General features: G+C 64.6%; 32 protein-coding genes and 3 pseudogenes. 19 read left to right on the top strand and 16 right to left on the bottom strand.

Translation table 11 applies throughout. The features are described from left to right. The 10 genes and pseudogenes from MOTC310_RS22615 to MOTC310_RS22660 form a co-directional block, all read left to right on the top strand. Window positions 1-340: helix-turn-helix domain-containing protein (locus tag MOTC310_RS22615; RefSeq protein WP_331303390.1), on the top strand; the 340-nt coding region annotated here is incomplete at its 5' end. Window positions 341-441: 101 nt separating this feature from the next. Next, entirely contained in the window at window positions 442-909 is a 468-nt protein-coding gene (locus tag MOTC310_RS22620; protein WP_331303391.1) for a hypothetical protein, read from the top strand. 134 nt (window positions 910-1,043) lie between these two features. Next, on the top strand, window positions 1,044-1,520 hold the full coding sequence (locus MOTC310_RS22625; protein ID WP_331303392.1) for an antitoxin Xre/MbcA/ParS toxin-binding domain-containing protein: 477 nt from the start codon (window positions 1,044-1,046) through the stop codon (window positions 1,518-1,520). After that, window positions 1,517-1,999, top strand: a complete 483-nt coding sequence (locus tag MOTC310_RS22630; RefSeq protein ID WP_331303393.1) for an RES family NAD+ phosphorylase — start codon at window positions 1,517-1,519, stop codon at window positions 1,997-1,999. Before MOTC310_RS22625 ends, MOTC310_RS22630 begins: the two co-directional genes overlap by 4 nt. A 258-nt stretch (window positions 2,000-2,257) precedes the next feature. Beyond that, a complete protein-coding gene (locus tag MOTC310_RS22635; protein WP_331303394.1) occupies window positions 2,258-2,743 on the top strand; it encodes a toll/interleukin-1 receptor domain-containing protein in 486 nt (161 codons plus the stop codon). 132 nt (window positions 2,744-2,875) lie between these two features. After that, window positions 2,876-3,247: a TIR domain-containing protein gene (locus MOTC310_RS22640; RefSeq protein ID WP_331303395.1), complete on the top strand. Its 372-nt coding sequence runs from the start codon at window positions 2,876-2,878 to the stop codon at window positions 3,245-3,247. A gap of 8 nt (window positions 3,248-3,255) precedes the next feature. After that, window positions 3,256-4,245 carry a caspase family protein gene (locus MOTC310_RS22645; protein ID WP_331303396.1) on the top strand — a complete coding sequence of 330 codons (990 nt, stop codon included), beginning with the start codon at window positions 3,256-3,258 and terminating at the stop codon, window positions 4,243-4,245. An 8-nt stretch (window positions 4,246-4,253) separates the two neighbouring features. After that, entirely contained in the window at window positions 4,254-4,538 is a 285-nt protein-coding gene (locus tag MOTC310_RS22650) for a hypothetical protein (protein WP_331303397.1), read from the top strand. Window positions 4,539-4,548: 10 nt separating this feature from the next. Continuing rightward, window positions 4,549-5,172, top strand: coding sequence for a DUF6338 family protein (locus MOTC310_RS22655; protein WP_331303398.1), 624 nt, complete (start codon window positions 4,549-4,551; stop codon window positions 5,170-5,172). Between the two features lie 426 nt (window positions 5,173-5,598). Continuing rightward, window positions 5,599-5,934: pseudogene (locus MOTC310_RS22660) on the top strand (DDE-type integrase/transposase/recombinase); the annotation flags it as partial. 484 nt (window positions 5,935-6,418) lie between these two features. Here the strand turns inward: MOTC310_RS22660 and MOTC310_RS22665 are convergent. After that, window positions 6,419-7,078 (bottom strand): ParA family protein, encoded by a 660-nt coding sequence (locus MOTC310_RS22665; protein WP_331303399.1) that lies wholly within the window; start codon window positions 7,076-7,078, stop codon window positions 6,419-6,421. 260 nt (window positions 7,079-7,338) lie between these two features. Between MOTC310_RS22665 and MOTC310_RS22670 the strand changes: the two genes are divergently transcribed. The 5 genes from MOTC310_RS22670 (at window position 7,339) to MOTC310_RS22690 (ending at window position 10,106) form a co-directional block, all read left to right on the top strand. Next, window positions 7,339-7,608, top strand: a complete 270-nt coding sequence (locus tag MOTC310_RS22670) for a type II toxin-antitoxin system ParD family antitoxin (RefSeq protein ID WP_331303400.1) — start codon at window positions 7,339-7,341, stop codon at window positions 7,606-7,608. Further along, window positions 7,601-7,891, top strand: coding sequence for a type II toxin-antitoxin system RelE/ParE family toxin (locus MOTC310_RS22675; RefSeq protein ID WP_331303401.1), 291 nt, complete (start codon window positions 7,601-7,603; stop codon window positions 7,889-7,891). Before MOTC310_RS22670 ends, MOTC310_RS22675 begins: the two co-directional genes overlap by 8 nt. Window positions 7,892-8,376: 485 nt before the next feature. Beyond that, window positions 8,377-9,192 (top strand): helix-turn-helix domain-containing protein, encoded by an 816-nt coding sequence (locus MOTC310_RS22680; RefSeq protein WP_331303402.1) that lies wholly within the window; start codon window positions 8,377-8,379, stop codon window positions 9,190-9,192. Between the two features lie 174 nt (window positions 9,193-9,366). Next, window positions 9,367-9,588, top strand: coding sequence for a hypothetical protein (locus MOTC310_RS22685; RefSeq protein WP_331303403.1), 222 nt, complete (start codon window positions 9,367-9,369; stop codon window positions 9,586-9,588). Window positions 9,589-9,881: 293 nt separating this feature from the next. After that, window positions 9,882-10,106, top strand: coding sequence for a hypothetical protein (locus tag MOTC310_RS22690; RefSeq protein WP_331303404.1), 225 nt, complete (start codon window positions 9,882-9,884; stop codon window positions 10,104-10,106). Between the two features lie 33 nt (window positions 10,107-10,139). Here the strand turns inward: MOTC310_RS22690 and MOTC310_RS22695 are convergent, their stop codons facing one another. Beyond that, complete coding sequence (locus tag MOTC310_RS22695; protein ID WP_331303405.1) at window positions 10,140-10,409, bottom strand: ProQ/FINO family protein; 270 nt, start codon at window positions 10,407-10,409, stop codon at window positions 10,140-10,142. A gap of 539 nt (window positions 10,410-10,948) precedes the next feature. Between MOTC310_RS22695 and MOTC310_RS22700 the strand changes: the two genes are divergently transcribed. Then, window positions 10,949-11,383, top strand: a complete 435-nt coding sequence (locus MOTC310_RS22700) for a Ros/MucR family transcriptional regulator (RefSeq protein WP_331303406.1) — start codon at window positions 10,949-10,951, stop codon at window positions 11,381-11,383. 50 nt (window positions 11,384-11,433) lie between these two features. Continuing rightward, on the top strand, window positions 11,434-11,568 hold the full coding sequence (locus MOTC310_RS22705) for a hypothetical protein (RefSeq protein WP_331303407.1): 135 nt from the start codon (window positions 11,434-11,436) through the stop codon (window positions 11,566-11,568). 1,441 nt (window positions 11,569-13,009) lie between these two features. Here MOTC310_RS22705 and MOTC310_RS22710 read toward each other — a convergent pair. Further along, a complete protein-coding gene (locus tag MOTC310_RS22710) occupies window positions 13,010-13,210 on the bottom strand; it encodes a hypothetical protein (protein ID WP_331303408.1) in 201 nt (66 codons plus the stop codon). A 229-nt stretch (window positions 13,211-13,439) separates the two neighbouring features. Between MOTC310_RS22710 and MOTC310_RS22715 the strand changes: the two are divergent. Next, window positions 13,440-14,335, top strand: a pseudogene (locus MOTC310_RS22715) (3'-5' exonuclease). Window positions 14,336-14,711: 376 nt separating this feature from the next. Here MOTC310_RS22715 and MOTC310_RS22720 read toward each other — a convergent pair. From MOTC310_RS22720 to MOTC310_RS22775, 12 genes are all read right to left on the bottom strand, one after another. After that, window positions 14,712-14,951 (bottom strand): Lrp/AsnC ligand binding domain-containing protein, encoded by a 240-nt coding sequence (locus MOTC310_RS22720; RefSeq protein ID WP_331303409.1) that lies wholly within the window; start codon window positions 14,949-14,951, stop codon window positions 14,712-14,714. 726 nt (window positions 14,952-15,677) lie between these two features. Next, the gene (locus MOTC310_RS22725; RefSeq protein ID WP_091995165.1) at window positions 15,678-16,316 is read right to left on the bottom strand and encodes a cytochrome c oxidase assembly protein; all 639 of its coding nucleotides are present in this window, start codon (window positions 16,314-16,316) and stop codon (window positions 15,678-15,680) included. Further along, complete coding sequence (locus tag MOTC310_RS22730) at window positions 16,309-16,926, bottom strand: SCO family protein (protein ID WP_210187145.1); 618 nt, start codon at window positions 16,924-16,926, stop codon at window positions 16,309-16,311. The genes MOTC310_RS22725 and MOTC310_RS22730 overlap by 8 nt, the downstream gene beginning before the upstream one ends. Then, a complete protein-coding gene (locus MOTC310_RS22735) occupies window positions 16,923-18,674 on the bottom strand; it encodes a cbb3-type cytochrome c oxidase subunit I (protein WP_091995163.1) in 1,752 nt (583 codons plus the stop codon). The genes MOTC310_RS22730 and MOTC310_RS22735 overlap by 4 nt, the downstream gene beginning before the upstream one ends. Next, the gene (locus MOTC310_RS22740) at window positions 18,671-19,186 is read right to left on the bottom strand and encodes a cytochrome c oxidase subunit II (RefSeq protein WP_091995160.1); all 516 of its coding nucleotides are present in this window, start codon (window positions 19,184-19,186) and stop codon (window positions 18,671-18,673) included. Before MOTC310_RS22740 ends, MOTC310_RS22735 begins: the two co-directional genes overlap by 4 nt. Before the next feature lie 9 nt (window positions 19,187-19,195). Further along, on the bottom strand, window positions 19,196-19,351 hold the full coding sequence (locus MOTC310_RS22745; RefSeq protein ID WP_170867518.1) for a hypothetical protein: 156 nt from the start codon (window positions 19,349-19,351) through the stop codon (window positions 19,196-19,198). Beyond that, entirely contained in the window at window positions 19,348-20,277 is a 930-nt protein-coding gene (locus tag MOTC310_RS22750; protein WP_230368332.1) for a c-type cytochrome, read from the bottom strand. Before MOTC310_RS22750 ends, MOTC310_RS22745 begins: the two co-directional genes overlap by 4 nt. Window positions 20,278-20,309: 32 nt before the next feature. Then, entirely contained in the window at window positions 20,310-21,032 is a 723-nt protein-coding gene (locus MOTC310_RS22755) for a c-type cytochrome (protein ID WP_170867517.1), read from the bottom strand. 142 nt (window positions 21,033-21,174) lie between these two features. Beyond that, window positions 21,175-21,480, bottom strand: a complete 306-nt coding sequence (locus tag MOTC310_RS22760; protein WP_307356090.1) for a LysR family transcriptional regulator — start codon at window positions 21,478-21,480, stop codon at window positions 21,175-21,177. Between the two features lie 10 nt (window positions 21,481-21,490). After that, window positions 21,491-22,465 carry a molybdate ABC transporter substrate-binding protein gene (locus MOTC310_RS22765; protein WP_091995150.1) on the bottom strand — a complete coding sequence of 325 codons (975 nt, stop codon included), beginning with the start codon at window positions 22,463-22,465 and terminating at the stop codon, window positions 21,491-21,493. A 10-nt stretch (window positions 22,466-22,475) separates the two neighbouring features. Beyond that, the gene (gene tetH / locus MOTC310_RS22770; RefSeq protein WP_091995147.1) at window positions 22,476-23,285 is read right to left on the bottom strand and encodes a thiosulfate dehydrogenase; all 810 of its coding nucleotides are present in this window, start codon (window positions 23,283-23,285) and stop codon (window positions 22,476-22,478) included. A gap of 46 nt (window positions 23,286-23,331) precedes the next feature. Beyond that, window positions 23,332-23,472, bottom strand: coding sequence for a hypothetical protein (locus MOTC310_RS22775; RefSeq protein ID WP_170867516.1), 141 nt, complete (start codon window positions 23,470-23,472; stop codon window positions 23,332-23,334). Between the two features lie 231 nt (window positions 23,473-23,703). Here MOTC310_RS22775 and MOTC310_RS22780 point away from each other — a divergent pair. Then, a pseudogene (locus MOTC310_RS22780) lies at window positions 23,704-24,832 on the top strand (IS3 family transposase). A 134-nt stretch (window positions 24,833-24,966) separates the two neighbouring features. Here MOTC310_RS22780 and MOTC310_RS22785 read toward each other — a convergent pair. Beyond that, entirely contained in the window at window positions 24,967-26,055 is a 1,089-nt protein-coding gene (locus tag MOTC310_RS22785; RefSeq protein ID WP_170867515.1) for a YeiH family protein, read from the bottom strand. Window positions 26,056-26,718: the final 663 nt, after the last annotated feature.

Below are 26,718 nucleotides of genomic sequence, written 5' to 3' on the forward strand. Positions count from 1 at the left end.
GCGGGTGAAGGAGGTCCACTTCCGCTCGCTCACCGAGCAGTTCGACAGCGCCACCGCCCACGGCCGCTTCGCCCTGCAGATGCACGGCGCCATGGCCGAGTACTTCCTCGACCTTAATCGCGAGCGCACGATGGAGGGCCTGAAGGCGGCTCTCGCCCGCGGCCGCAAGGGGGGCCGGCCGAGGAAGCTAAAGGAAGCCGATTTGGAGGCGGCCCGGGCCATGCTGGCGGCCGGCACGATCAGTGTCGCCGAGATCGCCAAGCGGCTCGGCGTCAATCGCGACACCTTCTACAGCTACTTCCCCCGTGCCCGTGCCAACAGCGTGGCCGCAAAGGGCTGAGCACCCGGCCTGTCGGAGCCCACCCTCCTTCTCTGCTGACGGAGTCAGCTGGCAGCCCGCAGGCGCCCCTGCCCGCCCCTGAGCCCGATAGCCGGAGCACCATGCCGATCAGCCCCCGTCTGCTCACCGCCTCCTTGCTTGCCGCCGACCACATCGCTGATCGGCATTTGATCGCCGCCTTCGTCGCCCAGGCCGCAACGCAGCCGGCGCCGAACCCGTTTCCGGAAACCAGCGTCGGCGCCGTCTCTCAGGTCTGGCGACAGCGGGCCGCGGAATTCCAGTCGTTCGCCGTTGAGGTGGCGGGCCTCACCTGCCTGCTCACGACCTTGTCCGACCTTAGCCTCGACGAGCCGCTGATGCAGGAGATCCTACGGGCCGGGCCGCATACGGTGAACGTGTTCCACCGCGGTGATGGGTGCCGGATTGTCGGGGCGGTGCTGTACGGCAAGCCGGGCGTCGCCTTGCCAGTTCTGCCGATACCGAGAGCGAAGCCCTCTGGCTCGGCACCGCGCTCACGTGCTCGCGTCGTGCCTGGTCAGCTCGACCTGTTCACGCAAACCGGCACCTGATGGTCGACCCGGAGCGTGACCGTTCCAGCCGCTGCCGTTCCTTTAGAGCAAGCCCCAACGGAATGCCGCGGCGGTCCTTCTACGGCTTGTGCCCGTGCTCAAAATAGCTATCTATATGCTCAAAGGAGCATCGCATGCCAAACGCCACAGCACCGGCTTCAAAGTCCGAAAAGGCCCCCGTCAGGCCATTCGACTATCTGCACTTTTATCGAACGCCTCCAGTTGAGCGCATTGCAATCATAAAGAGGGGTTTTTCTGCAAAAAGCGCAAAATACATTCTTGGTATGATGCATTTGGATCAAAAAAATATGTTTCGAGCTTTGAATATAAAAACAGCAACTATAAATAAAAAGGCGGCGCAGAATGAAAACTTATCGCTAGGAGATGCCGAGCGAGTTCTTGGTCTCGCAAAGCTTTTGGGACAAATTGAAGCTATGGTTGAAGAGTCCGGAGATCCAGAAGGTTTTGATGCGGCGTCTTGGCTATCAAGATGGCTAAGAGAGCCGTTACCAGCTCTTGGCGATGCACCTATGAACTTCCTTGATACCATGGAAGGTCAGACATTGGTTGCTCAAGCTCTTGCTCAGATGCAAAGTGGAGCATACGCATGAGTCGGTCCCTCTGGCGTATCGCAGCGGATACGCCCGCATATACCGCTGATGATATGACCGGAGCCGGCTCGGAAAAAACTGGCGGGCGCTGGAATGCTGCCGGGACGCCAGTCACGTACAGCTCGACGAGCAGAGGCCTTGCTTGCCTCGAAACCGTTGTTCATCTCAACTCAGGGGGGCTGCCCCTAAATCGTTATTTGGTTGAAATCGAGGTGCCCGACCCCATATGGAACGCTGCGCAACGAGAGACCGTTGCAACGTTAGCTGTAGGCTGGGATGCGGAGCCAGCAGGTAAAGTAAGCATCGACTTCGGTACGAATTGGCTCGGACGCAAAAGTTCGGCGCTACTAGTCATACCCTCTGTGATTATCCCAGAGGAATTTAATGTTTTAATAAACCCGTTGCACTCAGATGCATCGAGTATTACAGCACAAAAAGTCCGTAAGTGGACTTATGATCCGCGACTAATAAAGAAATAAAATTTGCACATGCGTAGGTGAGAAATGGCGAAATGCACCGCACCAGTATATGGCCATCGGTCGGATAGTGCCGCGGCAGACTGTCCAGCATGTGGCGGTCGATTTCGCTACGGATCACGATACTCCTCCGCACCGTCCTATCCCACATCTTACAGCCCGCCCTCGTACTCTTCAGGTGGCAGCGGTGGCGGTGGTCGGAGTGGAGGTGGTCGGTCAAGTAGCAGTTCGAGGCCGCGCTGGTCGCGGGGCGGTTCGACTGTGATCTACACGCCCGCTCAAGTGCGGGCATTGACGCCAATCCGCGAGAAAGTTGAAGTTCTTGCAGAACGGCAGCCCGAACTCTGGGATGCATTCCTTTGTCACGCCTGGGATGACCGGCAGGACTCTGCAAAAGAACTACATGAATTATTGGCTACACAAGGCGTTTCAGTCTGGTTCAGTCAGCAGAACGTCAGCCTCGGCGTCCCATTGATGCGAGCTATCGACAAAGGGTTGGCGAACTCGAAAGTTGGGATCGTGCTGGTGACACCAGCTCTTCTAAACCGCCTGCGAGCAGAAGGCATCGCGGACAAGGAACTCGCGGTCCTTCTCAGGGGTGAGCGGCTCGTTCCGATCTTACATGGGGCCAGCTTTGAAGATCTGAACGATGTTAGCCCAATGCTGGCATCCCGTAGTGGGCTGAGCACTTCGGAGGAGTCGATGGCACAGGTTGCGGCAAAACTCGCCGAGCTGGTTGCTGTCTAGTCCCCATACCGGGTGCGGCTTGACGCGCCCGGAGGTCATGCTCTGCAACCGTCACGAGTGAGATGCAACCTTTGCGGGGTGCGGCTGTTAGGGGACATAAAGTGAACACAGCTCGGACGGAGATGGTAGCTCATGGCGGATAAGAAGGTGGTCTTTATTGCTTTTGCCATCGAGGATGAGGGGCAACGCGACCTTTTTGTGGGGCAACGTCTGCATCCTCGGTCTCCATACGAGTTCATCGACATGTCGGTGAAGGATGCATACGTTACCGGCTGGAAGGATAAGGTTCGCACTCGGATCAAGCGGTCGAACGGCGTTATAGCTCTCGTCAGCAAGAACTCAGCCGCGTCGACGGGGCAGAAGTGGGAAATTGAATGTGCGAAAGAAGAGGGTATACCGATCCTTGGGATCTGGGCTTACTCTAATGATCGCGCAAGCATTGCTGGTATAAAGACGGTTGAGTGGAGCGATGTAAACATTACAAGCTTTATCGACGGTTTGTGAGACTGGCTATGCGGCGGGCACTCATTATTGGTATCGATCATTACGAGCGCATCAAGGGTCTGGGCGGGTGCGTCAAGGACGCGCTCGCGGTCAAGGGCGTTCTTGAGCGCCACGGTGACGGTAGGGCGAACTTCAAGCAACCGAAGATGATGCTTTGCGATGGGCCCAGATCCCTCATCTCGAAGGCCGAACTCAAGCAGGCGGCACGCGAGCTGTTTCAGCAGCCGGCGGAGATAGCGCTGATCTACTTCGCCGGGCACGGCTACGTCGAGGATACGGGTGGATACCTGTGTTCCAGCGACTCCGAGAGCGGGGACGATGGGCTGGCGTTGAACGATCTGGTCCTGTTCGCCAACACGTCGCCCGCGACCAATCGGATCATCATTCTTGATAGCTGCCACAGCGGGGCTGCTGGCACGCGGGGCGGCCACAAACGGACGGCTGAGCTTGAAGAGGGGACTACGATCCTCACGGCTTCGACCGCCATGCAATCTGCGATGGAGGCCTATGGCGGCGGCGGTGTCTTCACGACGCTCTTTGTGGACGCGCTGAACGGAGGTGCCGCCAACCTCGTCGGCGACGTGACGCCGGGCAGCATCTACGCCCATATCGATCAATCCCTCGGGCCCAACTCTCAGCGGCCTGTTTTCAAAACCAACGTTCAATCGTTCATATCGCTCAGGACCGTCCAGTCGCCAATCGACTATGGCGAGCTGATGCAGCTCGCCACTTTCTTCCCATCTGACGATTTCGAGTTTCCCCTCGACCCGGCTTATGAACCGGAACGGAACACTGAACAGTTGGCCGATCCTACAATCCCGCCCCCAGATGCGGCGAAAAATAAAATCTTCCGAATTCTTCAAAATCTCGTCAAAGTAAATTTAGTTGTTCCAGTGGATGCGCCGCACATGTGGCATGCTGCGATGCAGAGTAAGGCGTGCCAATTGACCGTCCTAGGCAAGCATTATCGAAAGCTTGTCGAGTCCGGAATGATCTAGGGGGTGGAATGAGTGATCAATCCGTATCCGACGCTCTCGGTGGCCTCGTCGAGGAACTCGCTGCGATTGAACACGAGCGCTGGGCGCACTGGCAACGATACATGCATGGCAAAGCGGAGAAGCAGGCTGATGGTTCTTTGGTTCTCCCCGCCCACCTAGTCGACCAATGGGAACGCCAAATCGAAACGCCCTATGCCGAGCTAAGCGACGCAGAGAAAGACAGCGATCGCGAACAGGTCCAAAAATACCTACCGACAATAGTCCGTTTTATTTCTGATAGAGATCAGAATTAATATAGTACGGGTGGCGGAATTGAAACTTGACACGTTCATTATTCAATTGGCAATTCTGTTTCTGCCAGGAGTTGTCTGGGCGCGAATAGATGCCAGCTGGACACGGCAGACAAAGCCGTCAGATACCGAATTCTTCGTTCGAGCATTCTTGTTTGGTCTAACATGTCATGCCATTGTATATACGATCTTCACACTGATTGGGTGGCCTTACGAAGTCGTCAAGTTAGAGGCTTCAGCGTTTTTTACGCCTTCAATCATCAAAGAGATCTTTTTTGCTACTGTTGTTGGCTTTTTGCTGGCGGTGCTATGGCTTTACGCCAACACGTACAAGTGGATGGCGCGCTTCTTACAGCTCATTGGAGCTACGAGGCGCTACGGTGATGAGGATGTTTGGGACTTCACGTTCAATAGCCGCGCACCGGCCGTTCAGTTCGCGCACTTCCGTGATTTTGAGCACGAGGTGGTCTACGCAGGGTTCGTAAACGCTTTCTCCGAGCGGGAGGGCATCCGCGAGTTGGTTCTACGGGACGTCGAGGTGTACGATTTCGCGGGCAAGTTGATGTACGACGTGCCGCTTCTCTACCTTTCGCGAAAGGCCGAAACGATCCATATCGAGTTCCCCCATCGGCCGTGAGGCAAGACACAATGACCGATCAACCCAAAAACCGTCCGACAATGGCGCAGGATGGAGCTACGGTGAACCGCAGCGTTCTCACCGAGGGGTACGTCAAGCGGGGCGGTCTTATGGGGCCGGCGACAATCCCTACTCGACCAGCACCTCCGCCGGCCTTCCGGCCCTCGCCGCCAGCTTCGGCTCCGGCGCCCGCTGCACAGCAACCACCCGCCTCGACGCCGACGCCCAACCCCGGAAACCGATCCGGTTCGCGCTGAAGGGTCGGGACACCAGTGATGTCACGATTGGCCGAGGCCGGGCCTGACATGAGGCGGATCTGACGTGGCGAGCGACCTAGCCGACCAAGCTAACCGCGCCAAGGCGTCGGCCTTTCTCTGGATGGTCCAAGCAGGTCTCCTAGCGGAGGCTGGCCGGATCCGCCGGTCGGATCACGTTGGAGATGACACAAAAGCGGCAGACTATTCCGGCTCCGGCTTGTTCATGCGAGCCGATGAAGCCGTGCGTGCCGCCGGTCTGATCCCGGACAATAACGTGACCAAGCACCTGCAGCAGGGCATCGAGAGCGACCACTTCCGAGTGAAACGGGCGATGCCAAGGATCGGCGGTTTCCGGTCCTTCAACACGGCACGGCGGGCGATCTGCGGCTTTGAGGCCATGCTGTGGCTGCGCAAAGGCTTCGGCCTTGCCGGCGCGTGGACGGTCCGGGAGCAGAACCAGCTGCTGGCCCACTGCTTTGGCCTTCCCGCCGCGAACAAAGCGTGAAAGCGGGACGGTAGAAGCTCTCCTATGGCCCGCAGCTGAGTTTGCGACAGGCCCAGAAATCTCTTACGCAAGCGGCAAGGCGGCTCTCTCGATTATCGTAGGCGTCGCCCGTCTTCCGGCACGGCAGCCAAATCGACGTTGTAGCCCTTTGCGGCCAGGGCCTCGAGGACGAGATACTTTACTGTCACGCGGCGGTTCAGCGCTTCCTGACGTAATGCGGTCCAAACTGTGTCAGGCACTTCGAATTTCAGGGTTGCCGCTTTTGAGGGGGCAAGAGGGCTTTTGGGTTCTTGAGTAACCGGACCCATGCTCTTTTGAGCCTCTGTCGCTACTGACGTAGTGGGCTCGGTCGTTAGCTCCGGTGGGGAGGAGGGTCGTGTGAAACCCAGATCTCCGGTAGCCTCGGCGAGTTGTTGTGCGTCCTCAGGTGAGATACGTGGCCGCGGCCGCGGCGCGGGCTGAAAGGAGGGCTTCGCCATTGCGTTCAGGCCTCTTCCTGCTGGACTGCTAAGATTTCTAGGAGTTCGCCGAGGGCTCCGGCAACCTCCTGCAAGGCTTTTGGGTCACCGTCCGGGTGCGATGGTGTGGCGCCAGTGAAATGGATCGCTTGATAGGCCGCGCGCTGAATAATTTCTGTTCGCAGGACCGGGATGTCGGCGGATTGAATTTCTTGCCGTGCATGCTGCGCTACGCGGCTCTGAAGGGGTGACATCTGTGTCAGAGCTACTCGGGCAGGGATTGGTCGACGGAGCATCTTCTCTGCGCGCCGAACGACCTCATATGTGCGAAACACCTCCTGCAGGTCCATGCCCGAGATTTTAGAAGGTATCAGTACTAAGTCGCTTTCGGCGATCGCATAGGTGACTGCCTGCGATGCTGCACCCTCGAGATCTACAAATACGAGGCTATAGCGTGAGGCAGTATCGGCAATTCGGTCGAGGACCGTCTTCTCGGTCACGCCCGTGATTACATCCACACTGCAGTCCTCACCGGCGCGCTCTCGCCAGGAAGAGACGTGTCCGTTTGGATCGGCGTCGATGATGGCAACGCTGCCGCCCTGCCGCGCGTAGGCATCGGCAAGGCAAATCACGAGCGTCGTTTTCCCGACCCCACCTTTGGTACTGCAGACGCTGATGACGGCCATTGCTCAAGCCCTCTGTTGCCCTTGTTCCCCTGAGCTCAAGCGCTCTGTAGCCCAAAGGATCAACGGACCATTAACGCTAGATCCCCAAAACGCAAATGCCCATTTGGTTAGTAGGGCAACTGCTCAAAGAGGCATCGGAGCATATAGGCATCGGGGCCTAAGGCCTAGTGGCCGGTAGGGCGATTGCTCTGCAAGCTGGCATAAGGATATTTGTGAAAAATGCTTATCCTGACTATGCTCAGGTCGACGACGAGGCCTCCATGGCGACCATGACCATCTCTCTGCCCGACCCGATGAAGGAGTGGATCGAGGCGCAGATCAGGCAGGGCGATTACGCCAGCACGAGTGACTATGTCCGCGATCTCGTCCGCCGGGACCGGGAGCGGCGTGCCCATCCCGAACTGACGCTCGAGGATCTGCGCCGGATTGTCGATGACGCTCGCGCCAGCGGACTGAGCCGGCGCAAGGTCCCTGAGATCCTCGCACGGGCGAAGAAGCACGCGCAGGCCGATCAGATGCTGGATGAGTGACTATACGCTCACGAGGAGGGCCGAGGCGGACCTGTTCGACATCGCCGTCCACGGCTACCGGCAGTTCGGTGTCCGCCAAGCCGAAGCCTACGCTGCCGGTTTGGAGCATGCCTTCCAGCTTCTCGCCGACAACCCCGGCATGGGCCGCAAGGCCGACGCGATCCGCCCAGGCGTGCACCGGCACGAGCATGCTGCGCACGTCATCCTGTACGAGGTCGTGGCGGATGGCATCCTGATCCTAGCCATCGTCCACGGCCGCAGCGTGAGGCGGTTCGCGCTGTAGGGGAGGGGAGCGCTGCAGGACCGCGTTGGCCCGGCATCTCTCAGACGGCCTACGAAACCAGCAGGGCCGATACGGCTGGCTCGAAGATCGCCCTTCAGCGCTGTGGCTGTGGCGATTGGCTCTCTGGCCTCCCCACCACGTTCAACGATCCGGACGAAGCCTCAACGTTGACTTAGCCGTGCTCGCCAGCCGACATGCGATGTCCGGCTACGCATCGCCTCGCGCGAGTCGCTGGAACCATCAGGAGACACCGCCGCCGCAAGTCGACCCCTGAAAAGCCAACGGCCCCCCAGTCGCCAAACTGGAGGGCCGTTTGAACCGAAATCGGTCTGTGAGGCTGTAAGCACCCCTCACAAGCCATGAGATGCCCCCGGGCGTCAAGCGAAAGCGCCAACTTTCGCGACGGTGAGGCTTTGCCTGTGGACCGGACGCCCTAACCGGCGGCCCGGAACGACCTGTCGTGGCCCGACGAGGGCCGAGAAGGGATGTTTGCAGACGAGATCCGCCGCGCCATCGAGGCGGCGAGCCGAATCGCCTTGCCTCAGGTGACGGCGCAGCTCTGGCGCGCGTTCGGGGACGGACACATCACCGAGGCCGAGGCCGAGCGCCTCTCAGCCTTGATCGAGGCGCGCATGCTCACCGGCAAGGCAGCTCGTTTCGCGCAGCCGTCGAGCCCTGCAGAGCCGCAGGCAGCCGCGACTACAGAGACCCCTCAGGCGCTTCCAGGAAGCCCCAGGCGGTCGGTGGGCTCACGCCCGCGCACGGGCGCGTCGATGGAACGCCGTCGTCGATGGGCGGCCTCCGGGCGGCTGCCACCGGGGCTGGCGGCCCGGTTCACCCTGGCCGAGCAGGCGGTACTGGCGCTGGTGGCGGCCGAGACCGTCCGCCGGGGCGATTGCCGCCTCGCCATCGGTCACCTCGCGGCGATCGTCGGCGTGGCCGAGACCACCGTGCGCAACGCCATCCGCGAGGCGGGCAAGCTCGGGCTCCTCACCGTCGAGGAGCGGCGCATCACCGGCTTTCGCAACGACACCAACATCGTCCGCATCATCGCGCCCGAGTGGACCGCCTGGCTGCGCCTCGCCCGCAAGACCCATCCCGCGCATCTGCCTCAGCAGGCCGCTGTGGCTGAGGGGGGAGGGTGCAAATCCCCAAAGCGCACGCATACTCAAGTTCTAAACCCGGTAGATTCGAGGATAACCCAGCCGTCGAAAGGCTGCCGGAGGGCAGCGGGCGACCTCGATCGTGCGACACCTTCAAGAATCCGACAGGGTGGTGGGAAGGCCAGAGCCATGCGCTGAGGGTCTGAGCCCGGACGGTCTGACGAACGCCCTCCACCATCACAGCATCCTCGGCTCACCGGCACACAGCCGGCCGATCACCTGTGACCGCGCGAGTCCGCCGACACGCGGACGTGCGTCGACACGGGTGTGTGGCTCGGCTAGACGCGCCGCTCCCGATTCCGGAGCGGCGCGATGCACCATGACAGGAGCGATGACCTGCCGGCCCTGCTCCTCGCCCTGGCTACGGAGAATGCCGAACTGCGCGTGCAGCTCGGCGAGGCCCAGGACCTGCTGATGGAAACCGCCATCGACGCCGGACACCTGCACGCCCGCATCGCGGCCGTGCAGATTGAGCGCGACGCTTGGCACGCCGAGGCCGAGCAGCTGCAAACCCGCCTCCAACAGGTGGGCTGATCGGCGACAAGCCGAGCTTGGCCTGCTACACCGCCGCCTCTTCCCGCCAGGTGCTCGAGGCGTTCGCGACACCGCACGGCACCGCGGCGGGCAAGCGCGCGACGACAGGCGATCAAGGGCCAGTTCCCCTCGGTTCGCCCGTGACGCCTCGGCCGGGCGGTCGCGTGAGGGTCGGCGCCGCGGTGGAACTGGTCACCGCATGCGCCGGCTCATGGCCCGCTCACACGCTCGGCTGAACCCGCGCGGCACGTCCTTGGCATAGGGGCCAGACCCGCCGCCAAGTCAGCCGGCTCATGATGCACGTCGACCTCAACCAACCGGCTGAACTCACGCTCTGGCCCGGCCATGTTCCGGCTCGCGCCGCCGAGATGCGCAGCTTCCCGACCCTGCGCGCCGCCCTGGACGCCGCAGCTGAGGCCATCAACGGTCAGGATGCTACTCCGTGGATCATCACGGACAGCGGCGACATCCTCGCTCCCAACTGGATCCGCGCCTTCACCGCGATGGCGCTGCCATGAGATGGGCAGACCGTCGACTGCGCGGGACTGACGTCAGGCCGGCTGGTGGCTCACGGCCGCCGGCGCAGTGTCGACGGACGCGGCTGCGGGCGTTTCCTGCGGCTGTTCCGCGGCCCGTCGTGCCAGCCGGATCCGGTCCCTGTACGCCCGCACGCCCTTGAATTGACGCCACGCGCCTGTGCGGTGCTCCTCGCTCACCGGCTCCACCGGGTGGCCGGCCAGATCGTACCGCCACGCGCTGGATCGACTGAGGGCACACAGGTAGCCCAGGCCGAGGCAGTAGACCTTCAGAGCTTGCTTCAACTGCTCCGGTGGCACCTGGACGGGTGAGCCGCGTGAGCGCCCGCAGGGTACCGAGCGCCAGCGGCCGGACCGGATCGCCGGGGGCGATCGAGAACACGGGCGGCCGCTCCTGCAGCAGTGCGCACAACTCGGAGGCCCGGGAGACCTCGTAGCGGCCCGCCACGACGGCGCCGGCGGCCGGCCTGGCCGAGGCGGCGGCCTCCGTGTCTGAGGCAGGGGCTGTGACCGACGCGTCGATCATGGAGTGAGGGTAGCGGCACCCGCCAGGATCTTGAAGCCGGTTTTCGTGTGCAGGCGCGCGGTGCCGAAGATCGCGACGATGATGGCCCTGCTGCGTGGAGCAGTTGGGCCACGAGCCGGGCTTCGGCGATTGCAACTTCCGGTAAAAATGAAGCTAAGCCCAGCAACAGCATATTGTATGTCGCATTCTGGTGCCGGAGCGTTAGTTCGTGATAGAAAAGTTTTGACACCTAACACTCGGAGTTATATCGCATTGTGCATATTGTCTTTCATGGAGATGCGTGGTGGACCAAACATCCATGACGAGCGACGGAGAGACCATCGACTACACGCAGATGGCAGTCGATATCGTCTCTGCCTATGTGGCGTACAATCATGTTGCTGTCTCCGAGCTGCCTGAGCTGATCATTCGTATGAGAGAAGCCGTGGCCAACCTCGGCGGTTCGAACGCTGCGGCTGCTACGCCGGTCGAGAGACCAACGGCCGCCGCGATCCGTCGTTCGGTCACGCACGAGGCGCTGATCAGCTTCGAGGATGGCAAGACCTACAAGACGCTCAAACGGCATCTGGCTGCCTGCGGGCTGACCCCGGACGCCTACAGGAGCAAGTGGGGGCTTCCCGCCGATTATCCGATGGTCGCGCCGGGCTATGCCGAGAGGCGCTCGCAGCTGGCCAAGGGGTTCGGCCTCGGGCGGCTTCAGCGGGCGGCGGCTTCAGAACCCGTCGCCTCGTGACGGTCGACGCGCGCACCCAGCGCTGACGTCTGCTCGTTGATGATCGTCCCTTGCCGTTCGGAACTCCCGGGCTCGTCATCGTCGATCGGCTCGCCGGGTGGGGGTTCGTGATCGAGCCAATCGGCGAGCCGATCGACGCTCCACAGGATGCTGCGGCCGTGATCGGCGCGACGATCATCGCGTGAGGGTCGCGGCTCCCAGGCCGGGCATGAACCGCGTCGGCCTCGATCAGCCCGTTAGCCCTCACCCTCTGGCCCAGCGATGTTCCCGTTCGCGTTCCGCTGGTGGGTGGAAGCGGCTTATGTGGTCGGGTTCGCTGGGTTGTGGTTCGGGCTCGAGCGCGGACTTGTGCGGCGGTCGTCGTCGGACCTGAGGCGAGCCAGGGTTGGGCTTACCGGATCCGCGGCCTTCTCCTTGTCGGGGTGATGCTGCCAGCCTTGAGAGGCGCTGTGTGGGACGGCTCGAGGTGTGGATTATGTCCTGCTATCTCCCGTCCTTCTCGTTGCGCCTCATGGGTCAGCCTAGTGACGGCCTGCGTCCCCAGCAGTGCCGCGCCTGGTTGTCGGATGCGGGCTCTCGTTGTCAGCACACACCACGCACCTCCGGAGGGCCATTCGCGGCCAGAACCCGGAAAAGCGATTGTGGCAACGCCACTTGGGCTGGCCAGAAATGGGTTCGATCGCCGGTTCCAGGCCGACGACCGGACGCCGGAGGATCCCTGCGATAACGATGCCGACATGGGTGATCAGAGACGCGACAACCGTCCGATATGACCCGCACACGATCTGCCTCGACGCACAGGCATAGGCGCGACAGCCGCGCCGCGTGCCGGACGCAAGCGGCAGTGATGCCGGGAACAGCTCGGCCATAGTCTGGAGCATAAAGTCGGGCGGCGACGCGTACGATGCGGGTGCGACGTGTGCAGATCGTCCGATATGCTCGGAGCAAGGCCGGCAGAGCCCGAACACGAACGGAAGGCAAACCGGAGCCAAGTCGATCGACATCCGGGAGGACGACCCGACGCACAGTCTGAAGTAGCTTCAGACCTCACACCGTCCGAGAAAGAAGGGAGAGGTGGATCCATCGGGTGATACGGGCTGATTTTTTGCCGGTTCGGCTCGATCGGATGGAGCGCCACGGCTGCCTGCACCTTCAGTGCGTGTGGTGTGATGCCCTTCTTGCTACCGTACCACGACCGTCTTCTACCGCCTCTTGCCGGACCCGGCCCGTACCCTGTCGTGCCGCCACCGACGTGCCACGTCGCCGTTCAGGCTGAGACCGGATCCGACGGCGGCGCCACCCATCCGCTGTAGCGTCTGTGCGGTTGAGGAAGGCTGCGCCCAAGACGGGCTACAAGGACCCACAGGGTGCCAGTCGTTGCCAGCAAGTTTGCCAGTGGTTTGCCATAAGCTTGGACTATCACACCACACGCACTGAAGCGTCTGAGACCCCGTAGGCCTGTCGAGGAACCCGGCTGCGCGGACGGCGTCGATCGAACTGGCCCCGTGGCTTCCAGCCGTCGTCCAGTCTGCTCCACGGACCCTTATCCGCAAACGAAAACGGCCGGCCTCGAAGCCGGCCCAGCGTCCCACTCGGAACGATCCGCCTCACTCGGAACGATCCGCCTCACTCGGCGGCGGTCATCTCGGCGGTGTAGTGGCCGCACCAGTCGCCGGTGGCGACCACCGGCCAGAGGCCCTTGGACTCGGGCGCGGGCTGGCTGACTGGCGGGTTGAAGCGGCACAGGCCGGCATCGTTCTGCGCGACGGCGCCGTTGCCCTTGTGCTCGTCGAAGAAGCGGCAGGTCTTACACTTGGCGTTGGCCATGATCGGGCTCCTGGAACTGGGTGGCAGCTGGCGGCTGCGCTCAGTTATGAATTAGAATAGATCTAATCTATCGGTCAATAGAAGGGTGAGGCCTGTCCGCACGCCGCATCCGTCAGTGGACAGGCCTTCCGTGGCTGTCCGTACTGCTCGGCCTGCCGCTAGGCTCAGGCGGATCCGCCGCTGCGACCGGGATGGTGCGCGGCCAGGGAGAACCGGGACCGCCAGGCACGTGAGCCAGCCCCTCGACTGCATCGCCACTGTCCTCGAAGGCACGGGCGACTACCGCGTACTGCGCCGGCTGCAGCCGCTGGCTGACCATCCGGACGCCCCCAACGAGCCGACGTTCATCGGCCTGGTGGTCGACGTTGAGACCACCGGCACCGCTTCAGTACGGACGAGGTGATCGAGCTCGGGATCCTGAAATTCGAGTACGGCGCCAGCGGGCGCATCTACCGGGTTCTCGACACCCTCAACCAGCTGCAAGAGCCGCAGAAGCCGATCCCGCTGGAGATCACCCGACTGACCGGCATCACCGACGCCGATGTGGCCGGGCAGCGGATCGACGATGCGGCGGTGGCGCGGATCGCAGCCGACGCTGCCGTGGTTATCGCGCACAACGCCAGCTTCGACCGGCAAATGTGCGAACCGCGCTGGCCGGTGTTCCGCGAGAAGAACTGGGGCTGCTCGTGCCACCAGATCCCGTGGCGGGCGGAGGGGCACGAGGGGCTGAAGCTCGGCTACCTGCTGTCCGATTGCGGGTTCTTCCACCGCGGCCACCGGGCGATCGACGACTGCCATGCACTGCTGGCGCTGCTCGCCCGGCCGCTGCAGGCCTCCGGCCAGCTGGCGCTGGCCGCGCTCCTGGAGACGGCGCGCAAGCCGACGGTGCGGTTGTGGGCGCAGGGGTCGCCGATTGAGACCAAAGAGCTTCTGAAGGCGCGGCGCTACCGCTGGAGTGGCCGTCGCCGCTGCTGGTACGTCGACTTGGACGAGGATCAGATCGAGATCGAGCGGACGTTTCTGAGCGAGGCGATCTACCGCCGGCCGATCATCGACCTTCCGGCCGACCGCTTCACGGCGCGGGACCGCTACTCCGCCCGGACCAATCCCGAGCAGGGCACCTGAACAGGAAGGGCTCTGCTGGAGCGGTCATTCGCATAAGGGCACGCTACGGAACCAGGCGCACCGTGATCGTCCGCAGCCGCGTGCGTTCCATTGTGAGCCATGGAAAGGCCCGCCTCTAGGCTGACGAGAGGCACCGGCCTACGGCTGGACTGGGTGGTTTCCTGCCCGTCCGCATTCGGACGACGGATGCAGCGAAGCGGAAATAGTCGCGGCGACCGCTCACGACCCTTTGCGGAAGTTCGGAAGGTCCGCTTCGAGGTGCTTGACGAGGGTTAGCCCCTCCTACCCGGTTGATCGGTATTCTGCTTGCAAGCGGTGGATTGAAGACGGGAATGTCCGACACCTCACGATAGCTCGCACCGCCGGGGGCAATGGCCTAAGTCCCGACGATCTGGCGCATCGCGATGATCGTGCGGAAGCCACGCACGTTCGGCTCGTCGTGGAAGACTTCGCGGGTGAACGCCTCGTATGCCTCCATGCCAGAGATGCGGAGTTGAAGGACGAAATCGGAATCTCCGGTGACGTACCAAGCCGCCCTTACCTCGGGTCGGGCGCGCAGACGGCGAACGAAGGCATCGAGCAGGTCGGATGTCTCCCGTTCAAGCGAGACGAGCACGTGAACTGTCAGGGGCGTTCCCAGGGGCGTGTCGCAAACGTTCGACGGGCGAAATAATATTCTCCGAACAGGGCGTTACGGTGCCTGTTCACCGTCTGATGACCTGCCTCGTCGAGGTCGGTGAAGCCGTTTGATGGGGTCGGAACCGCCTCAGCGGATAGAGGTACCCCCCCGCTGAAAGCAGAATTTTCTGCGGCAAAAATCTTTGCGACAGCCCCAGGACAGCTGATCCAGGAGCCTGCGAAGGCGACGTGCCAGGCGCTGATCGGGCAAGCTCGCGCAGGCGATCTCAGCGTCCTGCCAGCCGGCGTCGCCGGCCAATACACCACCGCTCATCCGCAACGCCTCCGTGATTCGGCGTCACGGACAGAATCACGGCCGGTTCAGGCGAGGCAAACCTCAGACCGACGATGTGGGTAACTGTAAGCCTCACCGGAGGCGTACATTCCAGGCCACCAAACCGCCCTTGAAGCGTCGGGCGCGGACGCTGGCGCGCGACTGGCGCACAGGCGCACAGGCGCAACTGATTGCCTGGCAAATCGTTTCGCCAATGGGCTCAGCGGGCTAGGCGAAGCTCAAGTGGGCTAGATTTACTCCGCCCTACACAGCTGGACATTATGACAAACAAAGCAATTATATAGCATGAAAATCAAACGCTTCACGAACGTATAAATTGATATTGCGATCAGTGGGCGAAAGATGGTCAAGCTCAGCTCCCAGACTTGCTCAGATGGCATCGCGGCGCGCTCTAGACAGACCTAGCAGCAGCCAGACGGCAGCGAGTTGCATCGGAATGCCGGCCAAGAACATGGCGAACCCCGACCACTTCTGGTCGACGAGCGGTGGCACGTCCCAGCGGCAGATGACGTCGAGATAGGGCGTGTAGAGGACGTCGGGGCTGAGCATCCACACGACGGCGACCGCGGTCATCGGGACGCTCGCGACCCAGAGGAGCAGCGCCACCCGCCAGGCCGAGCGGACCTGACGCGTCGCCGGCATCGCCTGCGCCCACATCATGAGACCGGTCCCGAGTTCGAGCAGCCCGAGCGGGGCCGCGTACAGCGCGTTGGCCAGCGTGGGTTCGAAGATGCCGGGCAGGCTGACCGCGACGCTCAGGGTGCAGAAGGCCGTGAACGCCAGGATCGGATCCAGCGTCGCGGCGAGGAATCTCGCCGCGCGCGGTCCCGGGCGGTCGAGGGCGAGGAGAAGGAGGGGGGGAGCGATCTGGTTGAGCGCCATCAGAGCGGCGGTGTAGCTCGCCATCGAGGCAAGCGGGTCGCGTAGACCGAGGCTGGCTACCACCGTCACAGCGATGCCCGTGGCACCGGCCGCGCGGCGGAGGGAAGGAAGCGCTCGCTCAGGCATCGTGCAGAAGGACGCTGAGATCGTGAGCGAGCGCGACCGGATCCTGGGTTTGCGCGTATCCGTAGCGGAGGCGGCGAATTCCGCCCGGATCGACCGCCGTCACGAATGAGCTGTGGTCGAAGAAGCCACCTTCCGCTTTCCGCCACGTGACGTCCCATGCGGCGGCAGCCCGCGCGACCGCCGCGGGCGAGCCGGTCAAGCCGACGAAGGGCGGGCTGGGACCGAAGCTGCCAAGGTAGCCCTGCAATGCCGGGGCTGGATCCGCCGTGGGGTCGAGGCTGACGAAGGCCACACGCACCCTGGTGGCCTCTTCGGAGCTAAGATGGGCGAGCGCGGACGCCAAGTCGGCCAGCGTCGTCGGGCACACGTCCGGGCAGCGCGTGTAGCCGAAATAGACCAGAACCAGGCGACCGTGCTCGGCGGCGAGGTCGAATGGCCGGCCATCGGTCTTCGATAAGGCGAGCGGCGGCGTCGGACCGGAGGGGACCGGCGTACCGATGAGCGCGCCGCCGGAGCGTCCCCACTGCAGCGCGACGGGCGACAGGGTGATAAGCGCAACAGGCGGCAGCGCGCTCAGGACCGCCCGTCGCGTGATGCCGACACCTCTCACCAGACGACCCAGCCGCGGGCGGCGGTGACGTTCCGGAGGAATGGCCAAAAAATCGGCACGTAGGCCGCGGCGGTGGCGAACGCCGTAAATGCTGTGATGAGCCCGAGGTGTTCCAGGGCGCGGGCGAGCTTCGAGACTTCCTGATTGGCGACGATACCGACCGGCTCGCCGCCGTCGAGGGCGTAGCTCTCGCGGCCACCGAAGGCCTGAGCGAAGGGGATCGCCGGGCGCCGGTCGAGGCGGCGCGTACCGAGGCTGCCGAGGAAGACCGTGTAGAAGGCGATTGTGGCGAGCCACAGGATGCAACCGCCGATCGCCACGAGGAATAGAGCGAAGTAGGCGTCACCGTAGACCCGTTCGTAGACCGAGCGCGGCAGCATGGAGATCCAGGCCCGGCGCGGCACGCCATGGAGGCCCGCCCAGTGCATGCCGAGGGCGAATATCGACATCCCGGCAAACCACAGCCACGCGGCCGCGAGCGCCAGTCTCCGGCTGAGGAGCGCACGGCCGGTGAGGTGCGGCAACATCCAGAACGTCACGCCCATGAAGGTCAGCGCCGAGGCGGTCCCGACCGTGATGTGGAAGTGGCCCGGCACCCAGGTGGTGTTGTGGACGATGTTGTTGAGCTCCCAACTCCCGTTCACGATGCCGCCGGCGCCGCCGAAGATGAAGGTGAGCATGGCAAGCACCTGCGCGGCGACGCTGGGGTCGCGCCACGGTAGGGCGGTGAACCAGCCGAGCCAGCCCAGGCCGCCGCGCAGCCGCCCGGCGTATTCGAGGCTCAGCCCGATGGTGAAGGCGGTGACCAGGCTCGGCAGCGCCACCGACAGGGTGAGCGCGGTCAGGATGCCGCGCCAGACCGGCGAGAAGCCGGGATCGGTGAACTGGTGGTGACTGCCGACCGGCAGGGAGAACACGAGCAGCAGCGCGAAGGTTAGCCGCGCCATCGGGTCGGACACGAGCTTGCCGCCGATCTGCTTCGAGAGCAGCCCGTACCAACTCACGTAGGCCGGCATCAGCCAGAAGTAGACGATTGGGTGTCCGGTCCACCAGAAGAGCGTGCGGGCGACGATCGGGTCGATCGTGTCGGTCAGCCCCAACGCCCACGGGTTAAGCTGGACGATGAGTTCAATCAGCGCGCCGCCCCCGGCCAGCGCCCACATCAGCATAGTCGTCAGGCTCATGTAGGTGACGAGCGGCGTGACCTCCCCAGGCCGGCGCGCCTTCCAGCGGGCGCGCAGGTCGAGGAGGATCGGCAAAGGCATCAGGCTGCCGAGGACGACCAGCGTCATGCCGAGGTAGAACCAGGCGCTACCTTTCAGCGGCGGGTAGAACGTCCACAGCACGCTCGACGAGTTGTCGAACATGGCGACCAGCAGCATCAGCGTGCCGAGCGCCATCGCTCCGAAGCAGCCGCGCCACAGGGCCATGTTCGGCGCAAGCCCGAGCTCGCGCGCCGGCAGGTAGACCAGCAGGCCGCAAGTCACGAAGAACGTGAAGATATAGGCGTTGAGCACGCCGTGGATGGTCAGGCCCTGGTAGTAGCTCTTCAGGATCGGCGCGAGGGCCGGGTAGGCGTTGACGCCGCCGTAGTTGAGCGCCTGGAGCGGGCCGATCATCGCCCCGATCATCAGGGCCGAGAACCCCCAGACCAGGAAGGCCAGCATCGTGCGCCGCTGCGGTGCCAGAACGTCGGCGGGCGCGGCGACGGACGCGAGCAGCGCGCCGGGGATAGCGGTGGCGCTCATGCCGGATCTCCCGCGACGACGATGCGCCCGAGCATGCCCTGGTGCTCCAGTCCGCAATACTCGTTGCAGACGATGTTGAAGGTACCGGGGCGGTTGAAAGTGTAGGTGACGCTGCCGGTGATTCCCGGCACTGCCGTGACGTTGACGGTGGTGCCCTGGATGGCGAAGCCGTGCAGCACGTCGGCGCTGGTCACGCGGAAGGTGACGGTCGCACCCTTGGGGATGCGGAGCGGGCTCGGGCTCCAGCGCCACAGGCGCGCGACCACGGTGACGGTGTAGGCGTTCGGGCCGGTCTTCACGACGCTGCCCTCCGGTGCCTCGACCGCCGCCGGATCGCGGCGGAAGCCGTCGGTGCGCACCACGATGCCGTAGGCGTAGACGACGATGAACATCGTGCCGGCGAGCAGCAGGGTCAGCATCGCGACGGCAACGAACACCCAGACGCGCTCGTGCCGCTCGGCGGACTTGTGGAAGGCGTCCTCGAAGGCGGACGACGCGCCGGTCTCGCTCATCGCCGGTCCTCAGCTTCGAGTGTGGAAGACCAGCGCCGCGAGGCACCAGACGACGACGATCGAGGCGACCAGGAAGGCCGCCACCGCCCAGGTGCCTACCGGCCGCACGGGTTCGGTCGGGGCGGACGCGTCCGCGAGCGGCGGGGGGGCCGCGTCCCCGCTCATCGCTTCGGCCCCGCCTTCGCGTCCGGGACCGTGCCGGCCGGGGGCGTCAGCTTCGGATCGCCGAGCACTGCGCCGTCGACCGTGCGGCCGTACATCGAGTTCGGGTTGTCGTGGAACTTGGCGCGCGTCTCGGCCACGTCGCCGGTGAAGCGCGGGTCCTGCGGGCGGACCTGGCTGTCGACGTAGGTCGCCACGTCCCAGGATTGCTGCGGCGTCAGCGTCCCGCCCATGCCGAGCGGCATGTTGGCGTGGATGAACTCGGCCGCGTTCTTGATCGAGCCCATGCCCGCGCCCCAGTTGAACGAGCGCGGACCCCAGAGCGCCGGGAACACGACCTTGCCGTCGGCCGACTGGCCGAGGCCGTCGCCGCCGTGGCAGGCGGCGCAGTTCTCCGCGTAGACCTGCGCGCCGCGGACGTAGTCCGGCGCCAGAGCGGGCTTCGGCAGCGCCGGGAAGCCGCGGCCCTGGGGCTTCTCGCCGGTCGCGAGACCCTTTGCCAGGAAGAAGGAGTAGCTCTCCAGGGCAACGAGCACCGGGTCGCCGAGCGGGGGCACCTTGCCGTTCATGCTGTAGCGGAAACAACCCTGCAGGCGCTCCTGGAAGGAGTTTACGTGGCCGTTCTTCGAGCGGTAGGCCGGGTAGGACACGTAGGCCGCCCACATCGGCGCCGAGCCTGCTAGCCGCCCGGCGTCGAGATGGCAGTTCGAGCAGCGCAGGTCGTTGCCGACGTAGGCCGCTGCGTGTTCTCCCGGCTCGCGGAAGATTTTCTCGCCGAGGCGGACCTCGTCGCCGAACTTGCCGGCCGGGATCGCGTCCTCGGCCGGCGGCGTGAAGGGTGCCGGCGTCTCGGCCGCCCCGGCCGCCCCGGCCGCGTGCGGGAACCACGCCGTTGTGCCGGCGAGACCCACCACAGCTAGGGCCGACATGGCACAGGCGGTCGCAGTCGCTTGCATGAATTTCACGGCTTCCCTCCCACCGTCTTGCCAATGGTCTCGCTTGCCTTGAGGCCGGCCGCGTAGGCGGCCACCGCCTCGATGTCGGTCGGAGGCAGGCGCGCGGCGATCGCCCGCATGTAGGCGCCGCGCGGGTCGCGGACGTCGCCCGCGTGCCAGTTGTGGAGCTGCTCGGCGATGTAGGGGCCGGACTGGCCGGCGAGCCGCGGCGTGAAGTTGCCGACGCCTACCCCGTTCGGGCCGTGGCACTGGGTGCAGGCGATCAGGCCGACGCGCGCGTCCCCGCGCTGGAACAGCGTCTCCCCCCGCTTGAGCCGGGCGGCCGGCTCGGGGATCGGATCAACCGGCGCCGTGAGCGGCAGGTTGGCGAAGTAGTCCGCGACAGCCCGGCGCTCGTCGGCCGAGAGCGATGCGGCGTAGGGGGCCATGATCGCGTTGGCGCGCACCCCCGTGGCGAAGTGGCCGAGCTGGTCGGCCATATAGGAGGCGTGGAGCCCGGCCAGGCGCGGGATGCCCACGTCCGGCTGCCCGGCGCCATCAGCGCCGTGGCAGGCGGCGCAGGCCGGCCGGCCGGAAGGACCGGGCTGCAGCGCGATGGCGGCGCCGACGGCAGGATCGTCCTTAGCCAGGACGGGCACCGGAGCGAGGAGCGCGAGCGTCACCATCAGCGCAGTGCCCGTGCACGACGTCGAGCCGTTCGCGCCTTCGACGCCCCGGGTGCCACGCAATGCCGATGTCTTGGAGCTGTTTACCAACACGGATATGTAAGCTCTCATCGCGCTTCGGTCCATTCGTATGATCCGAAAGAATGTCTCCGATCGCAGAGGCGGGCGGATGCGACGGCTGGCCGACTCAGACGCCTTGCATGCCTCACCGCGCAACGTCCCTCGTGCTCGGCTTGGTCCGCAGCCTCGCGAGGCGCGCCCGGGCGGCATCGGCCCGCGCCAGCACCCCGCGCGCTTCCTCCAGCATCACCGTGCCGTGAGGCGTCAGGCGCAGGCCGCGCCCGACCCGATCGAACAGCGACAGCCCGTACTCGATCTCCAACGCGGCAATCGAGGCGCTGACGGCGGAGGGTGCCGCGTGCAGCGCCGCCGCGGCCTGCGTCAGGTGCTGCCGCTCGGCCACCGCCACGAAGACACGAAACTGGTGCAGGGTCATGATCCTGCCTCCCATCGCCGCCTCCTCAACCGCCGCGGTACGGCTTGAAGCCGTAGCGCTCGAAGATCTGCAGAGCGTCGGGAGACTGGATGAAGGCGAGCCACGCCTTGGCCGCTTCGGGATGGGCCGCTCCCTTCACTTCGGCGCCGGCGTAGACGGCGGTGGCGTTGTCCGCGTCCGGGATGTCGACGTGGCCAATGGGGTTGCCGACCTGCTGCTGGAACAGCGCCTCGGACTGCCACGTCACGCCGGCCTGTGCGCGGCCCTGCATCAGGAACAGCGGCGTCTGGCGATGGTGGATATGCGTGAGGATCGTCGAGCCGTCCTTGACCTTCGTGTCGTAGACCGCTGTCTCCAGATCCTTCCCGCCCGCCTTGGCCAGCGACATCTTGATCTGCCGCGCGATGCCCTCGAACTCGGGGTTGGGCATCGCGAGCCGGATGCCCGGCTTGCCGAGGTCAGCCAGACCCTTCACGCCCGCCGGGTTGCCCTTGGGCACCATGATGGTCAGCGTGTTGGTCACGTAGGGCACTGCCGGCCCGACGAGCTTGTCCTCGTGGATCAGCGCTTCGACCTTCTTGAGCCCAGCGAAATAGGCGTCGGGCTTGACCGTGAAGGTCATGTTGCCCACGGTGACCGTGCCGCCGGCCTCCATCTGCTTGACGAGCAGGCCCGGCGGGATCGTCTCCCAAAAGATCCGGCCCTTGTACTCCGGGTGGCTCGCCTCAAACGCCTTCACCAGCGGCGCCATCGCGAAAAAGTAGTTGCCGCCCACGAACAGCACGAGCTTCGGGTCGTCGAGGCTGCCGTGGAAGTCGGCGAGCACGTCGACCTCGGGCACGGTGAACGGCAGACCGCGGGGCGTGGCGTCGTTGTTGTCGCCGTGCTGCCAGGGCGGGAACGGGCCGGGCGGCCCCTTCGCGTCCTCGGCCCGCGCGGCGGAGGACAGGGCCAGTGCGAAGGCGCAGCCGGCGAGCAGGGCGTTGCGGAAATGGTGCATCGGGCTCTCCTCACTTCGCGTAGTGGAAGCCGGCCTGCTGCAGCTCGGGCAGCGTACCGACGGCACCGGGCGTGAGGATCACGCCGGGGATGAGGTGGTTGGTCAGCTCGGCCGCGAGCGCCTCGTGGCTGAGCTTGTCCGGGTTGACGCCCTTGGCGATCAGGCCGCCGGCCTCCTCCCAGATCGCGTTGTGGCAGGAGGTGAACACCGCGCCGCGCCGCATCAGCACCGGGATCGCGTTGTCCTCGGGCGAGAACACGCCCGCCGGATCCTCGAAGTTCTTCGGGTCGGCCGAGGCCGCCTTGCCCTCGACGATGAGCGTGTTCGACTTGAACTTCGGACCGGCGAGGTCGGCGAGCTTGTACTTTTCCCAGGTCTCCTGGTCGTAGAGCGCGAGATGGGCGGTGCCGTGGGTGGCCGAGACTGCGAGGAAGTCCGGATGGCGGAACGACCAGATCTGCGCGTTCAGGGCGTTGCGCATCAGGTTGAGCCAGGGGCTGGCGATGTCGGTGTTGTCCCAGACCTGCTTGGGCTTGGGTCGGTAGGCCATCACCTCCGTGAGCGCCTCATGGTCCCACTCCTCGGGCTTCGTGAGGATCATCGGCACGGTCTTGAAGTCGCGCCGCCGCGGCGCCTTGGCGAGGCGCTCCATAAGCGCGCGCAGGTCGCCCGCCCCCGCCTCGATGAGGGGAGCCTTGTCAGTCCCCGCGGCCCGAGCCGTGGCCGAAGTCAAGGCCGAGCCGACGGTCGCGCTGGTCGCGAGGCCGAGGCCGAGGCCTATGATCTGCAGCACGCCGCGCCGTCCAGTTTCGACAGTCATGACAGTATCTCCGCTCAGTGATGGGTCGGGTCGCCGATCCAGTCGGTCAGCCGATGATCGCGAGGCCGGCGACCGCCAGTGCGGCCATGGACAGCAGCAGTCCCCACAGGAGGACCCAGCGCATGCGCCCGCTGGTCTCTCCCTCACGGGCTTGCTCTGCGGTTTCGATGATGACTTGCTCCGACATGGCGTCAATCTTCTTCCGCGATCTGCGGCGGTTTCTAAGATGGCGGCCCGATATAATTCTTTCCAATAGAACGTTTAGATCATTGCAATCGTTCTTTAAGAACGTTTTGGCGGGAGATTTCCTTTGTCCCGGTGACCTGACCGGCTGGCTTTGGACCGGGCTGATTGAGAGGATCAGCCAGGACTGAAGGAGCTGGACATGAAGCGAGGTTAGAAGACGGGTGCGGAGCAGGTGGTGCTGAAGCTGCGCCAGATTGAGGTACAGACCGCGCAGGGTAAAAGTTTGGCGATAGCGTGCCGGGAGGCGGAGATCTCCGAGCAAAGCTACTATCGCTGGCGCAAGGAGTACGGCGGCCTGCAGATCGACCAAGCCCGTCGGATGAAGGATCTGGAGCGTGAGAACGCTCGATTGCGCCGGCTTGTGGCTGACTTGTCCCTGGAGAAGCAGGTGTTGGCGGACGTCGCAGCGGGACCCGAAGGGCAGCGTCAGCAAAACTTATAGCCCCGGAGCGACGCCGGCAGGCAGTCGACGCGATCCAGGAGAAGTACGGCCTCTCGGAGCGCCACGCCTGGCGGATCGTCGGCCAGCACCGGGGTACGCAACGCTACGTGCCCACGGTACCGGCTGACGAGGATGCGCTGACCCGCGCCATCATCGCCTTGGCGTCCAGTACGGACGCTACGGCTACCGCCGCGTCACCGCGCTGCTGCAGGCAGCGGGCTGGCAGGTGGGCAAGGACCGGGTTCAGCGGATCTGGCGTCGTGAGGGGCTCAAGGTCCCGCAGAAGCATCGGCCGCGAAGCCGGCTGTGGTTGAACGATGGCTCCTGCGTACGGCTGCGGCCTCTCCATCGCAATCACGTCTGGAGCTTCGACTTTGTGCAGGGCCAGACCCATGACGGGCGAAGCCTGCGTATCCTGACGCTGATCGACGAGCACAGTCGCGCCTGCCTAGCGCTAAAGGTCGCGAGGCGCATCAACAGTCTGGGTGTGATCGAGGCGCTGGCCGATGCGATGTGCCTGCATGGCATCCCGGAGAACATCCGCTGCGACAACGGCCCGGAGATGATCGCGAAGGCTTTGCGGAAATGGGTCGCCAAAACCGGCCCGCAGATCCAGTACATCGCACCAGGATCGCCGTGGCAGAATGGCTACTGCGAGAGCTTCAACGGCAAGCTTAAGGACGAGTGCCTACGCCAAGAGATCTTCTACTCACTCAAGGAGGCACAGACCGTGATCGGTATGTGGCAGAATAACTACAACCGCGTTCGACCGCATTCGTCCTTGGGCTATCGGCCGCCCGCGCCTGTCACCTTCCCGGACCTGGCCTTCCGGCTACCCATGGCCGCCACCATGCAGTAGCCTCTCAATCGGCTCGGTCCAAAATACCGGTCAGGTCAAGAGCAGCACGGCATCGATCAAGAGCATGAGACTTTACTCGTTGAGCGGACGGCTGGACCGTCCGCATTGGAGCGGTATCGACGTCAGGGCACCGCTCAGGCGATGCCGAGCAGGCGGATGAGTGCGAGGCTGACGCCGGTGAGTGCGGCGAGCGAGGCGACCACCGCCAGCGTCACCCGCGCCCCAGCTCCCGCCACGCTGCGCACGTCCACGCCAAGGCCGAGCGCTGCCATCGAGACGATGGTGAGCAGGTTGGCGGTCGCCGCGATCGGGGGCAGCGCGGCCTGCGGGATCAGCCCGGCCGAGCGCAGGCCGGCCATGGCGAGGAACGCCAGGATGAACCACGGCACCAGCCGGTGCAGCGCCACGCGCCCGGGCCTCGGCCGCTCGCCGGCGGTGACGTGCGGGGCCGCCACGTCGGTCTCCTCGCGCAACCGGCTCGCGCCAAGCGAGAGCGCCAGCACCACCGGACCGAGCATCAGCACGCGCACCAGCTTGACCAGAGTGCCGACCTGCACGCTCAACACGGCCACCGGCGCGGTGGCGGCCAGCACCTGCGGCACAGCGTAGACGGTCAACCCGGCAAGCACGCCGTACTGCATCGGCGACAGGCCAAGCAGCGGGACGAGCAGCGGCAGGCCGAGGACGACGAGGACGCCAAGCACGGCGGTGAAGGCAATGGAGGAGGCGACATCCTCAGCCTCGGCGCCAATCACTGGGGCGGTCGCGGCGATGGCCGAGTTGCCGCAGATCGAGTTGCCGCAGGCCACCAGGATGGCGAGCCTGGGGTGTAGCCCTAGCGCGCGACCGATACCGTAGCTCGCGGCGATGGCGAGCGTCACCACGGCGGCGATGCCGACGAGCAGGCTGGGGCCGGCGGCGAGCAGGGTAGTGACGCTGAGCGAGGCGCCGAGCAGGACGACGGCAACCTCCAGCACGGTCTTGGCGCCGAAGGCAATGCCGGGAAAGAAGCGCGGCCCCGGGTTCCAGGCAGTGCGGACGGCCGTGCCGAGCACGATGGCGAGCACCAGCGCTTCCAGCCAGGCGCGGCCGAACAAGTGCTCCTCGGTTGCCTCCAGGCCGACTGCGACGGCAGTGACCGCGAGACAGAGGCCAAGGCCCGGCAGAACGCGGTGCATGGCTCCGGTCGACATGCGGCGCGCGGTTAAAGGCTTGATCTGCATCGTGGTTGGCTCCGGTGCGGTAGCCCACCATTGCGGATCGAAGGGCGCCGATCCAACAGAACGTTACGATCATTCCGATCGTTTTATAGACACGATGCTTGATCGGTTTCGGCTCAACCCGCCTGCCGCCTTTGGTGGTGGCGCCGTACTTGGGGCGTTAGGCGGGCTGAGCCGCACCATGACCTATCCGTCAGGCCGGTGCATCTCACGACCAGAAGCCTTTGACACAGCGCCGTGTCCGTGACCCTGACTCGGTTTGTGGTCCACGACCTATGCAAGTTCTCGGGCTGTTGGAGTTGACCCGGTTTGTGGTCCACGGCCTATGCAAGTTCTCGGACCGTGACAGCTTGGTTGGCGAAGGCTCGGGGCGTCAAGCCGCCCAGGGCCGTATGAGGTCGGTCTTCGTTGTACAACCTCTCAGCACAAGACCCATAGTACCGGCGCTGGCGACGACGGTGTCGTCGTCTACGGATGGCATCCGTGAGCCGGGCGTGCGGTTCGCCTTCACGAGGTGATCGGGCGCGCAGCAGGTACGGCCGCGCGCTGCACACTCGTGGACGCGCCAGCCGCACGCCTGCAGGAGATCCCGGTCTGGATGCTCGATCCCGTCGCGTGCGGGGCGATGCGGGCGACGCCGCAGCCGGTCGCGGCCTTGTCCGCGCT

It is taken from the genome of Methylobacterium oryzae, from assembly GCF_036441375.1.
Classification (GTDB): Bacteria; Pseudomonadota; Alphaproteobacteria; order Rhizobiales; family Beijerinckiaceae; genus Methylobacterium; species Methylobacterium oryzae_A.